General features: G+C 35.4%; 11 protein-coding genes. 8 read left to right on the forward strand and 3 right to left on the reverse strand.

Translation table 11 applies throughout. The features are described from left to right. The first annotated feature begins 26 nt into the window (after positions 1–26). Complete coding sequence (locus tag NST77_RS07945) at positions 27–1,355, forward strand: alpha-glucosidase/alpha-galactosidase (RefSeq protein ID WP_163187273.1); 1,329 nt, start codon at positions 27–29, stop codon at positions 1,353–1,355. A gap of 366 nt (positions 1,356–1,721) precedes the next feature. Here NST77_RS07945 and NST77_RS07950 read toward each other — a convergent pair whose 3' ends face one another. Next, positions 1,722–1,865 carry a small acid-soluble spore protein P gene (locus tag NST77_RS07950; RefSeq protein ID WP_082138385.1) on the reverse strand — a complete coding sequence of 48 codons (144 nt, stop codon included), beginning with the start codon at positions 1,863–1,865 and terminating at the stop codon, positions 1,722–1,724. A gap of 154 nt (positions 1,866–2,019) precedes the next feature. On the opposite strand from NST77_RS07950, the gene NST77_RS07955 reads away from it, so the two are divergent. The 4 genes from NST77_RS07955 to NST77_RS07970 all read left to right on the forward strand — a co-directional run bounded on the left by NST77_RS07955 (position 2,020) and on the right by NST77_RS07970 (position 6,396). After that, positions 2,020–2,277 (forward strand): hypothetical protein, encoded by a 258-nt coding sequence (locus NST77_RS07955; RefSeq protein ID WP_095328532.1) that lies wholly within the window; start codon positions 2,020–2,022, stop codon positions 2,275–2,277. A gap of 220 nt (positions 2,278–2,497) precedes the next feature. Next, positions 2,498–5,203, forward strand: coding sequence for an aconitate hydratase AcnA (gene acnA, locus NST77_RS07960; RefSeq protein ID WP_123257649.1), 2,706 nt, complete (start codon positions 2,498–2,500; stop codon positions 5,201–5,203). A gap of 172 nt (positions 5,204–5,375) precedes the next feature. Beyond that, entirely contained in the window at positions 5,376–5,924 is a 549-nt protein-coding gene (locus NST77_RS07965; RefSeq protein ID WP_095328534.1) for a GNAT family N-acetyltransferase, read from the forward strand. An 82-nt stretch (positions 5,925–6,006) separates the two neighbouring features. After that, on the forward strand, positions 6,007–6,396 hold the full coding sequence (locus tag NST77_RS07970) for a rhodanese-like domain-containing protein (protein WP_095328535.1): 390 nt from the start codon (positions 6,007–6,009) through the stop codon (positions 6,394–6,396). Between the two features lie 69 nt (positions 6,397–6,465). Here the strand turns inward: NST77_RS07970 and NST77_RS07975 are convergent, their stop codons facing one another. Then, positions 6,466–7,449 carry a D-2-hydroxyacid dehydrogenase gene (locus NST77_RS07975; RefSeq protein ID WP_172860276.1) on the reverse strand — a complete coding sequence of 328 codons (984 nt, stop codon included), beginning with the start codon at positions 7,447–7,449 and terminating at the stop codon, positions 6,466–6,468. Next, complete coding sequence (locus tag NST77_RS07980; protein ID WP_095328537.1) at positions 7,449–8,669, reverse strand: aminotransferase-like domain-containing protein; 1,221 nt, start codon at positions 8,667–8,669, stop codon at positions 7,449–7,451. The genes NST77_RS07975 and NST77_RS07980 overlap by 1 nt, the downstream gene beginning before the upstream one ends. A 434-nt stretch (positions 8,670–9,103) precedes the next feature. Between NST77_RS07980 and glnA the strand changes: the two genes are divergently transcribed. The 3 genes from glnA (at position 9,104) to NST77_RS07995 (ending at position 12,739) form a co-directional block, all read left to right on the forward strand. Beyond that, entirely contained in the window at positions 9,104–10,438 is a 1,335-nt protein-coding gene (gene glnA, locus NST77_RS07985) for a type I glutamate--ammonia ligase (protein WP_123257651.1), read from the forward strand. Positions 10,439–10,671: 233 nt separating this feature from the next. Then, positions 10,672–11,604: a manganese-dependent inorganic pyrophosphatase gene (locus NST77_RS07990; RefSeq protein ID WP_123257652.1), complete on the forward strand. Its 933-nt coding sequence runs from the start codon at positions 10,672–10,674 to the stop codon at positions 11,602–11,604. 637 nt (positions 11,605–12,241) lie between these two features. After that, positions 12,242–12,739, forward strand: a complete 498-nt coding sequence (locus NST77_RS07995) for a redoxin domain-containing protein (RefSeq protein WP_171509616.1) — start codon at positions 12,242–12,244, stop codon at positions 12,737–12,739. The last annotated feature ends 121 nt before the right edge of the window (positions 12,740–12,860 follow it).

The raw sequence follows: 12,860 nt of genomic DNA on the forward strand, positions 1-12,860 counted from the left end.
AAGAAAGCTGGGAGGAGAGGATTACTATGTCGAAAATTACATTTCTTGGTGCAGGAAGTACCGTATTTGCTAAAAATGTTCTTGGAGATTGTATGTTCGTTGATGCCTTAGAAGGATATGAGTTTGCGTTATATGATATTGATAAACAGCGTTTACAGGATTCGGAACAAATGCTTACTAATTTGCAGGAAAGTCTAGGAAAAAACATTATCGTAAAAGCGTATACGGATCGAAAAGAGTCTTTGAGAGGAGCTAAATATGTAATCAATGCGATTCAGGTAGGCGGCTATAAACCAAGTACGGTAATTGATTTTGAAATCCCCAAAAAATATGGCTTACGACAAACGATTGCCGATACAGTCGGTATTGGGGGGATATTTAGAAATTTACGAACTATTCCCGTTATGCTTGATTTTGCAAAAGACATGGAAGAAGTTTGTCCAGATGCCTTATTCTTAAATTACACAAACCCTATGGCTGTGCTAACCGGAGTTATGAATCGTTTCACGCCGATTAAAACAATTGGACTGTGTCATAGTGTGCAAATTTGTACAAAAGAATTATTTGAAGCAGTAGGGATGGACCGAACAGGAGTGAAAGAGAAAATTGCCGGTATAAATCATATGGCATGGCTTCTTGAAGTAAGCAAGGATGGAGTTGATTTATATCCAGAAATTAAGCGGAGAGCTCGTGAATTGCAAAATACAAAGCATGGCGATATGGTTCGATTTGAATTGATGGATAAGTTTGGTTATTATGTAACAGAGTCATCTGAACATAATGCGGAATATCATCCGTATTTTATTAAATCTCGTTATCCTGAGTTAATTGACCGTTTCAATATTCCATTAGATGAATATCCTCGTCGCTGTGAAAAGCAAATTAATGATTGGGTTGCAATGAGAGAGGATCTAGTTAACAATAAAGCCTTGGAACATGTTCGTTCCCGTGAATATGGATCACGCATTATCGAAGCGATTGAAACAGATATCCCCTTTAAATTTGGTGGCAATGTGCTTAATACAGGAAGATTGATCAGCAATCTGCCGGAAAAAGCATGTGTAGAGGTTCCTTGTATTGCGGATCGAAGCGGGATTACTCCAACCTATGTAGGAGATCTCCCTGAACAGCTTGCAGCTTTAAACCGGACAAATATTAACACACAATTGCTGACAATTGAAGCAGCAATGACATTGAAAAAGGAATATATTTACCAGGCGGCAATGCTTGATCCACATACAGCTTCTGAGTTATCGATGGACGATATCATCTCCTTATGTGACGAGTTAATAGAAGCACATGGTGACTGGCTGCCGAATTTTACAACGGAAACTAGTGTTGGGTTAGCTAAATAGTACTCTCAAATATAGAGTGATCGTTTCCTTAAGGATTCGGTCTCTTTTTTCTTAAGATGCTCATTCATCATACATAAAAGGATTGTAAATTTGTATTTGTATTCTTATTATTAGTATAAAAACTATTTCATGGATTAATTACTGAAAAACAGTCAATTTAAAATGATGGAGAGGAAGGATGTGCATTTTTATCCTTATTGACTGATGTTGGTTAGGCTATTTAATTAAAAAGGCCAAATGAGTGGCCGCATATTGACCACACATTTGACCACACATATGCATTAATTGGGGTAAATACTTGAAAAACATTTTAATATAAGCTGCTTTGTTAACTAGAATGTTGTAGAGTGAATTAGTGTACTTTTCTTACATATCGTGATGATTATTATGTTTTTGTCTAGAATGGTTACGGTTCTTCACCTTTTTGCTCCCGCTAAGTGGCTCTGGCTGACCAGATTGATTTCCTTTAGGAGCATTTCTGTGCATATCTTTGCTATCATTTTTGTTCACTTTTTTCTCTCCTTTCTATTATCATGAAGAGGTAATGCAATACTATCCTTTATAGAATGGTTTTTTATACACTGATTTATACCGCATATTTTCACGATTCTCTGCACAACTTATTGGTAAGCACCATGAATATAACTAGCAGGAGGATAAGAATATGCCTTATCATAGTAATAAACAAGAAGCTTTTCAAGATGCTCAACGGAATTTATTTGAAACACAAAATCTTTATCAAGATATCGTAAAAGATTCTGCAAACTATGGACATCAACTAAAGCATTTAAAACAAGAAATTAATGAGACCTATCAACAAATTGAGAATGCTCTGGAAGTAGCATCTGAGCATCAAAGACAGCAATTAGAAAGCTTTCAAAGAGACTTAAAAAGCATTGTGGATGAAGTAAATGAAATTTAAAGAAGTAGACCATCAGAAAGTTTGCAGCTTTTTCGATGGTCTACTTTTTGCTTTGAAAAGAAATGCCATAAGATAAACTTATCGTATTTGATAACTTTCTTATTATTTACTTATCACATTCCTTGTATTAAAATTATAAATGGTAAATAGATAATAGAGATCAAATTGTTCGACTATTTTTCTATTGTTGGTATATGATTACAATGAGGGGGTAATACATATGGCAAAAGATTTTTATAATGCCCGCCAAACGTTTGAAGTGGGTGGGAAGCGTTATCACTACTATCAATTAGCAGCTTTAGAAAAAGCAGGAATCGGTAAAGTATCGAAATTACCGTATTCTATCAAGGTATTACTAGAATCAGTTTTACGACAAATGGATGATTTTGTTATTAAACAAGAGCATGTAGAAAATCTCGCAAAATGGGGGACAGATGAGGTAAAGGAAATTGATGTTCCTTTCAAACCTTCGAGGGTAATCCTCCAGGATTTCACAGGTGTTCCAGCAGTGGTTGACCTTGCATCTTTACGTAAAGCAATGGCTGACCTAGGGGGAGATCCTAGCAAAATTAATCCGGAGAAACCAGTTGATTTAGTTATCGACCATAGTGTTCAGGTTGATAAATATGGAACACCGGATGCATTAAAAGCAAATATGGAATTAGAATTTGAAAGAAATGCAGAAAGATATCAATTTTTAAGCTGGGCGCAAAAGGCATTTGATAACTATCGTGCTGTACCACCAGCAACTGGTATCGTTCACCAAGTGAATTTAGAATATTTAGCAAATGTAGTACATGTAAATGAAACAGCTGAAGGCGAGTATGAAACATTCCCTGATACGTTAGTAGGTACTGATTCTCATACAACGATGATTAATGGTATTGGTGTTCTTGGCTGGGGTGTTGGTGGTATCGAAGCGGAAGCAGGTATGTTAGGACAACCTTCTTATTTTCCAGTTCCGGAAGTTGTAGGGGTAAAACTTGTTGGCGAAATGCCAAATGGCTCTACTGCAACAGACTTAGCCTTAAAGGTAACGCAAGTACTTCGTGCAAAAGGAGTAGTTGGAAAGTTTGTTGAATTCTACGGACCTGGTGTGCCGCAATTACCACTTGCTGATCGGGCAACTATTGCGAATATGGCACCAGAATATGGAGCAACATGCGGTTTCTTCCCAGTTGATAAAGAATCTTTAGCTTATATGAGACTAACTGGTCGTTCTGAAGAGCAAATCAATGTGGTTGAAGCTTACTGTAAGGAAAACGGTTTATTCTTCGATCCAAACTTAGAACCGGTTTATACGGATATTGTAGAAATTGACTTAGCAGAAATTGAGCCAAATCTTTCTGGTCCAAAGCGTCCTCAAGATTTAATTCCACTTTCTAAATTGAAAGAGGTATTCAATGAGTCTGTAACAGCTCCAGAAGGAAACCAAGGGTTTGGCTTAAAAGCAGACGAATTTGATAAAGAAGTAGTAGTGAACTTTGCAAATGGGGATTCTACTACAATGAAGACAGGTTCTGTTGCTATCGCCGCAATTACAAGCTGTACAAATACATCGAATCCATATGTATTAGTTGGTGCAGGCTTAGTTGCGAAAAAAGCAGTCGAAAAAGGAATGGAAGTACCTAAATTTGTAAAAACTTCTTTAGCACCAGGTTCAAAGGTTGTTACTGGTTATTTAAGAGATTCTGGCCTTCTTCCTTATTTAGAACAAATTGGATTCAACCTTGTAGGATATGGATGTACTACATGTATCGGTAACTCTGGTCCGCTTCGCGAGGAAATCGAGAAGGCTATCGCGGATTCTGATTTACTTGTAACAAGTGTGCTATCTGGTAATCGTAACTTTGAAGGACGTATCCACCCACTAGTTAAAGCAAACTATTTAGCTTCACCGCCATTAGTAGTTGCATATGCTCTTGCTGGTACTGTTGATATTGACTTGCAAAAAGAACCAATTGGAAAAGATAAGGATGGGAATGATGTATTCTTCAAGGATATTTGGCCATCTACAGAAGAAGTAAATGAAGTAGTACATCGTACAGTTACACCTGAACTATTTAATAAAGAATATGAAAGAGTATTTGATGATAACGAACGCTGGAATGAAATTCAAACTAGCAGTGATTCTTTATATAGCTTTGATGATACGTCTACTTATATTCAAAACCCGCCATTCTTTGAAGGCTTAAAACCTGATCCAGAGCAAGTATTACCATTAAAAGGCTTAAGAGTTGTAGGGAAATTCGGTGATTCTGTAACGACTGACCATATTTCTCCAGCTGGTGCCATTGGTGTAAATACTCCTGCAGGTAAGTACTTAAAAGATAATGGTGTACAGCCACGTGATTTCAACTCATATGGCTCTCGTCGTGGTAACCACGAAGTAATGATGAGAGGGACATTTGCGAATATCCGTATTCGTAACCAAATTGCTCCAGGTACAGAGGGTGGTTTCACTACGCACTGGCCAACTGGGGAAGTTACCTCCATTTATGATGCATGTATGAAGTATAAAGACGAAGGAACTGGCTTAATGGTTATTGCAGGGAAAGATTACGGAATGGGATCATCTCGTGACTGGGCTGCAAAAGGAACAAATCTGTTAGGCATTAAGACGGTTATCGCAGAAAGCTTCGAAAGAATTCATCGTTCTAACTTAGTGTTAATGGGAGTACTTCCACTACAGTTTAAAGAAGGCGAGAATGCGGAAAGCTTGGGATTAACTGGAAAAGAAACATTCAATGTTTATGTAGATGAAACAGTTAAACCACGTGATTTTCTAGAAGTTACAGCTACTACGGAAGATGGTAAGAAAATCACTTTTGAAGCATTAGTACGTTTCGATTCAGAAGTAGAGATTGATTACTATCGCCATGGTGGTATTTTACCAATGGTATTACGTGATAAATTAAAAAATTAATAGATTAAGAGAAAAACTCTCTCTATTTAAAGTTGACTTTATTTTCTAATCTTTGGGTGAAATTCTTTGCTCACAAGTTAGTAAAAAGTCTCTCTATAGAGAGAGTTTTGTCATTCTAACTAAAAGTCTATTTTACTTAATAGAAACTATAACTTAAGGAGAAAGCTATTTTATGAAAATAATTCCTGTACGTTATGATGTGAATAAGCTTCCTTATATAATAAGAAGTGCGGAGGAAAGCGATGCAGAACAGCTTGCTAGTGTTAGGTTACAGATCGATGGAGAAACAACTTTTCTAGATCGCGAACCTGGAGAGGGCTTACTTACTGAAAAAGAATTTAAACACTTAATCCGCTCAGATAGCGAAGCGCCAAATCATTTGTTTTTACTTGCAGAGAGAGAAGATGGGCAAATTATTGGCTTTTCTCGTTGTGAGGGTTCTAGTTTGCGACGTCTTAAGCATAAAGTCGAGTTCGGTATTGCTGTCTTAGAAGAATATTGGGGATATCAAATAGGTACCCATTTATTAGAAGAATCCATAAATTGGGGAGCGGAAAATGATATTACAAAAATGACATTATCGGTTATAGAGTTAAATGAAAAAGCGATTAAACTATATAAACGATTTGGCTTTGAAATAGAAGGAGTCTTAAAAAAAGATAAACGATTAACTAACGGGAAATATTATTCTACCATTTTAATGTCTCGATTTTTCTCCTAATGGTATGGAAAACGATTCATTAGTAATTTAGAATAAACTTTGTTACTATGTATATGTTAGATAATAAAGGAGTGATGAAGATATGGCATTAACTTTTGGAAAATTGGTAGAAGAGGCTAGAAAAAATGTTCCTGGTATTTCTTCTGTTGAGGCAAAAAAGAAAATTGAAGAAAACCCAAATACTTACATAATTGATGTTCAAGATGCTGCAGATGCTGGTGCTTGTGGTTTAATTCCTAGTTCTGTTAATATCTCTTTAGGAATGCTTCCAATTCGCGCAGATTTGGAATTACCTGAAGAATTAAGAGATCCAGAATTAGCGGATCGTAACCGTCCAGTTATTGTTACATGTGGTCTTGGTGGACAAGCGTCACTTGGTGCCTACCTATTAAAGCAAATGGGCTTCACAGATGTAGCCTTCATTGAGGGTGGAACTACCGCGTGGAAAAAAGAGGGTTTTGAAACAGTTTAATTAAGATATGTTATTAAATCTGCCGGTAAACAAATGTTTATCGGCAGTAATAGTCTTTTCCTTATGTTATTAATACCCCAATTGTTTATCTACGAGGTTCAAAAGTTCCTTGCCTTCTTTAAAGCGCTCGATATTTTCTAAGAATACATCCATGTAACGCTCAAGAGTATTGGGAGAAAAATATGCATTATGTGGGGAAATAATCAGATTTTCCAATTGCCAAATAGGATGTTGTGGTGGTAATGGCTCTGTTTCAAAGACATCAAGAGCTGCTCCTGCAATTTTCTTTTCTTTTAAGTGATTAATGAGCTCTTCTTCCACAATTGTATTTCCTCTTCCGATATTAATTAAAAAACTAGTTTTTTTCATGCTTTCTAATTTTTCTTTATTAATAAGATGGTACGTTTCTGGCGTTGAAGGTAAGGCTAGGATCAAAAAATCAGTTTCTGCCATCACTGATTCTAGCTGTTCAAGCCCGACAATTTTGTCGGCAGGATCGTCAGTTGCACGTATGGACGGTCTTTTTTTGCAGCCAATCACAAACATATCAAGTGCTTTAGCACGTTTCGCGATTTGCTTGCCAATCTCCCCATAACCAATAATCGCAACGGTTGCCCCTGAAAGATTGGTTATAGGGGTAGATGTCCAACTTCGATTTAGCTGATTCCGAATCATATAAGAAATTCCCCTCGCTAAACCTGTCATCATTGCAATTGTATGCTCTGCTATAGGTACAGAAGTGCATCCTTTTGTATTTGTAATGATGATATCATTCTTTTTCATTTTCTCTGTCAAAAGTGCATCTAAGCCAACACTTAAAGATTGAACCCATTTAATATAGGGCGCTTGTTCAGTGATGGCTAATGAATCTGTTAATCCCAAAGTCAAGACTATGTTGCAATCACTAATATCTTGCTTTATTGGCGGTTCGGGCTCCCCGAATTGCCATGGATCTACTATATATTCCGCGCCTGAAGATTTTATTTTATCTAAATACTTTTGTGGAATAGTTCTTCTGATATATATTTTAGGAATTGTTTTCCTGTTTATCATTAATTTACTCCCTTAATCATTTGTTTGCTATTTACATACTCATAATAAGTATTTGCGAGTCGTTTAATGGCTTCTTCAATGATATCCTCCTGACAGAAAGTAAAGCATAATCGCATATGATTATATCCTTCGTCTTTTAAGAAGAAATGCTTACCAGCGATATAGGAAACTCCGGCTGATGCTGCAGCATCTATAAATTCACTTGTGTCAATATGGCAAGGAAAGGTAATCCAAAGAAAAAATCCGCCATTTGCTTCATGAAAGGTAACATCATTACCAAAATATTGCTTTATGGCGGAAACCATGGCGTTTTTACGCGATAAATAAAGAGAATTTAAATAGCAAATATGTTCATCCATACCGATTTGATCAAGTAAATTTTTTGTAACCTCTTGAACATAGACGCTTGTTAACCCATCTATTTTTAAAATTCTCATTTTTTCGATAATTTCTGTTAAGCCAATAGCCCAGCCGAGTCGTAAACCTGGGGCGATAATTTTGGAAAAAGTACTTAAGTAAACGACTCGTTCAGGTCCGTACGAATAGATAGCAGGATTATATATTCCGTCAAAAGAAAGCTCGACATAAGCATCATCTTCGATAATAAAGAAATTATACTCATAGGCTAATTCAGCAAGTCGTTTTCTTCTGTCTACTGATAGATTAACCCCACCAGGATTTTGATAATTCGGTATTACATACATTAATTTGGGGAGCGGTAAATTGTTTTTTACTCTTTCGCTTAATTCTTGTTCCACTAAATCGACTCTTAAGCCATTTTCATCAATAGGAAAAGAAGCTAATTTTGTTTCTGCTAATTGAAATGTTTTCAATGCGCCGAAGAATGTAGGGGCTTCTACCCATACTTCATCGCCAGGGTCGGTTAAGGTTCTTGTAACTAAATCTATTGCTTGTGAACTGCCTGCAGTTATAAGTATTTCATTCTCTGTGGCTTTTATCTCACGTAACTTTGATCTTTCTTTAATCCAGTTAATAACAGCGTTTACTCCTGTTCCGCCACTATAAGCTAATGCGTGTCTTCCTTGTGTTTGCATGGCAGCTTCTGTAGCGGCGGTCATTTTATCAACCGGAAGTGATTCGGGTGCTGGAAAACCAAATGATAAGGGAATCAGATTTTCTTGATTTTGAGCGAAGGCGGAACCGATTACCTCGATGTCAGGAAATCTTCTACTATAGGAAAAAGGTTTTAATAATTGCATGCGTATCACCGTCCAAAATTTATTTAAAAGCTTTATAAAGATAGATTTTAATAAATATAAGCTATTTATTTCGTGATGGGAAATATTAAAAATGCCTAAAAATGAGAGAAAACAAGAGATAGATCGATAAAAGCATAGTTAAATAACGAATATTCGGAATTTTGTAATTTTTATAATAAATTTTTGTTATTGCTTCCATATAGGCAAATATCTGTTTCGGTCAATAATCTTACATATGACCATCATTCGACAAAAATTACAAAAACTATCTAACAGGATATAGGTGGAAAAACGGACAATACGGTAAGAAATAAATGTAAACGCTACCTAATAAAATTTTTAAAAAATTAAAAAAAAACATTGTTTTAACAGAATTTTTTTCTTATAATGAAATCAAGTTAGATAATAGAACATGAATTGTGAGGTAAGTTAACATGAGTGAAATTACATTAGAGAAAATTGAAAGTATTGTAAAAGAAAAAAATGTAGAATTATTACATCTACAATTTGTGGATATTGAAGGAATTTTAAAAAATATTACAATTACTGCTCAACAATTAGATGATGCTGTTGAAGGAAAAATCATGATTGACGGTTCATCCATTAAAGGATTTTCTCCTATTAACAAATCAGATTCTTATTTATTACCAGACTTAAACACATTCGCAGTTTTACCTTGGACTGAAACAGAAGGATATTCAGAAGCGCGGTTCCTTTGTTCTGTAACAAATCCTGATGGATCTTTATTTGAAGGTGATACTCGTAATGTTCTCAAGAAAACAGTCGAGCGCGCTGCTGAAAATGGATATAGTATTTCTGTCGGACCAGAGTTAGAATTCTTCCTATTTGCAACCGACGAAAATGGATATCCAACTACAGAATTAGGAGATAGAGGCGGCTATTTTGAACCATCACCAAAGGATTTGGGAGAAAAAGTCCGCGTTGAAATTTTCAAAACATTAAGAGCAATGGGCTTCACTATCGAAGCACTTCACCATGAAGTAGCAGAAGGTCAACATGAGATTAACTTCAAATATGCAGATGCATTAACTGCAGCTGACTTGGCTACAACATATAAATGGGTTGTGAAAACAATCGCTTCTCAATATGGTTTACACGCAACATTTATGCCAAAACCAGTATTCGGAATTAATGGTTCAGGAATGCATGTTAATATGTCATTCTTTAAAGATGGAGAAAATTGCTTCTATGATGCGGACGATGATTTAGAATTATCTGAAACAGCCTATTCGTTTATAGCGGGTGTTTTAGAAAATGTTAAGAGTTTCGTAGCTGTTACAAATCCTCTAGTAAACTCTTATAAGCGTTTAGTACCAGGATATGAAGCACCTTGCTACTTAGCATGGTCTGCATCCAATCGTTCTGCTTTAATCCGTATTCCTGCCAAACGCGGAATGGCTACTCGTGTGGAGCTTCGTTGTCCAGACCCATCATCTAATCCATATTTAACATTTGCTGTTATCGCTGCAGCAGGTTTAGATGGAGTGGAAAAAGGCTTAAGAGCACCAGCACCAATTAACGAAGATATCTTCCATATGACAGATGATCGTCGTGAAGAACTTGGAATTGACAGCTTACCTGGTGGTTTAGAAGCTGCTATTGCTGAACTAGAAGCAGGAGAAATTGGTCTTAAAACACTTGGAGAGCATGTATTCACTGAGTATGTTGCTGCGAAGAAAGAAGAGTGGGATAGCTACCGTACAACAATCCATACTTGGGAAATTGAAAACTATCAATATAAATTCTAATTCATAAGTTAATAGATTCCATAAACTGCAAATAACCACCTTTTCGGGTTGTTGATTTGCAGTTTTTCTTTTTATTCAAGCAATAAGCGTAATATTCACTATGCCTCTAGGGGAATTCCTTCTCTTTTTTATGTTCTTTTCTTTAATTTCCGGTAAGTTATGATAAAATAAAGAAGGATGTATGAAATAGAATGGATACGTCATCAGATTATTGTAATAAGGAGATTTGCTAAATGGAAAAAGTATTGATATTTGGTCATAAAAATCCGGATACGGATACTATTTGTTCTGCGATTGCGTATGCAGAATTAAAAAAGGCACTTGGAGTAGAAGCAGAGGCTGTTCGTCTTGGTGACGTTAGTGGAGAAACAAAATTCGCATTAGATTATTTTAAAACAGAGGCTCCTCGTTTTATTGAAAAGGCAGCTACAGAAGCTAATTCAGTTATCTTGGTAGATCACAATGAATTCCAACAAAGTGTGGAAGACATTAAAGATGTTACAATTTTAGAGGTTATTGATCACCATCGTATCGCTAATTTCGAGACAAGTGATCCTTTATACTACCGTGCTGAACCAGTAGGTTGTACGGCAACTATATTAAATAAAATGTATAAAGAAAATAATGTAGAAATTAAGAAAGAAGTTGCTGGATTAATGCTTTCAGCTATTATTTCTGATTCCTTATTATTTAAGTCACCAACTTGCACAGAACAAGATGTACAAGCTGCCAAGGAATTAGCGGAAATTGCTGGTGTAAATGCAGAACAGTATGGATTAGACATGCTGAAAGCTGGTGCTGATTTAAGTGATAAAACAGTTGATCAATTACTAAGTATTGATGCAAAAGAATTTACAATGGGTACATATAAAGTAGAAATTGCGCAAGTGAATGCAGTTGATACAAATGATGTCATTTCCAAACAAGCTGAATTAGAAACGTCTATTCAAGCAATTATCGACAAAAAAGGATTAGATTTATTCTTGCTTGTCGTAACGGATATTTTAAATAACGATTCTGTTGCTGTTGCTTTAGGCAATAAAGCAGAAACAGTAGAGAAGGCATTTAATGTATTATTAGAAAATAATAGTGCCTTATTAAAAGGTGTCGTATCTCGTAAAAAACAAATCGTACCAGTTTTAACAGAGACTTTTGAAGCGCTATAATCACTTGTTCAAATGGTCTTTTAATAAATGGTGCTGATTGGGAAAGCAAACAAGTGAATTAGAGCATAAGAGGCAGGTCTGTTCGCATTGTGAACGGTTCTGCCTTTTTTATTGGTCTAAGTGTAATTGGTTGAAATACTGCTGTCCTATTAGTTATGTAATTAATTGGTAAATTTTTGTTGGGATATATGATACGTTTAAAGTAAATGAAGAGGGCGTGATATGAAAGTAATATTCAAATTGTTTATAGGGATATTTATTGTTTTTACATTAACAGGGTGCTGTGGTGAAGATACATGTGAACTGCACTCCATTTTTTGTACACTAAAATAATCGGGATGCAGTGCAACGTTGAAGTTGTTGTGGCTTAATCTATGGAAAGCGAAGTGATTCTGTCGACGTTTTTTCTATAATATGTAAGTTGAATTATATATATTTCATTTCCAAAGAACTACTTATACTTTTAATGGGAGTCAAAAAAGCCGTCATTGTAACTAGAATGCAAATTATCTTCCTGTTAAAAATTCAACAAATTTTACGCACTCAATTTAATAATTATAAATTAATTGGTTAATCTATAAGAAGGTTAACAGTAGAACTTAGAAAAATACTTTACCAAATAAGAGGAGGAGGGCATATGTCACTAAAAAAAACAATATTTATCTTTCTGTTTTTTTCTAGCTTTTTCCTTATTATGTCCACTAATGTAGAAGCAAAAACAGGTTTAAATATTGGTGAGGAAGCGCCAGATTTTAAACTGAACGATTTAAATGGAAAGACAGTGCGGTTGTCTGATTATAGAGGAAAATCTGTCATGATAAATTTTTGGGCAACTTGGTGTCCACCTTGTAAAAAAGAGATGCTTGATATAGAAACTTTTTCTAAAAAAATGCAAGATCATTGGGTTGTTCTCGCGGTTAATGTGGATGGTGGAAATGAAAGAGGAGTTAGACAGTTTGTAAAGGAAAGAAATTTAACATTCCCTGTCTTAATAGATAATAACGATATGGTTTCAAATCAATATCACATTCTTAGTATTCCCACAACGTTTTTTCTTAATGAAGAGGGAATCATTATTAATAAGGGTTTCAGTATGTTAACACTTCAACAAATGATGAAAATGACACAAGATTAACAGAGTAAAGTTCACAAAAAATTAACAATGTAAGCGGTTTACAAAGGGAGCAACCTATACTATAATTACAAATGTAGCAAAGGAGTGCACACCTTGTTTATTTTCTGAAAAAACAAACTTT

It is taken from the genome of Niallia sp. FSL W8-0177, from assembly GCF_038006285.1.
Classification (GTDB): domain Bacteria; phylum Bacillota; class Bacilli; order Bacillales; family Cytobacillaceae; genus Niallia; species Niallia circulans_A.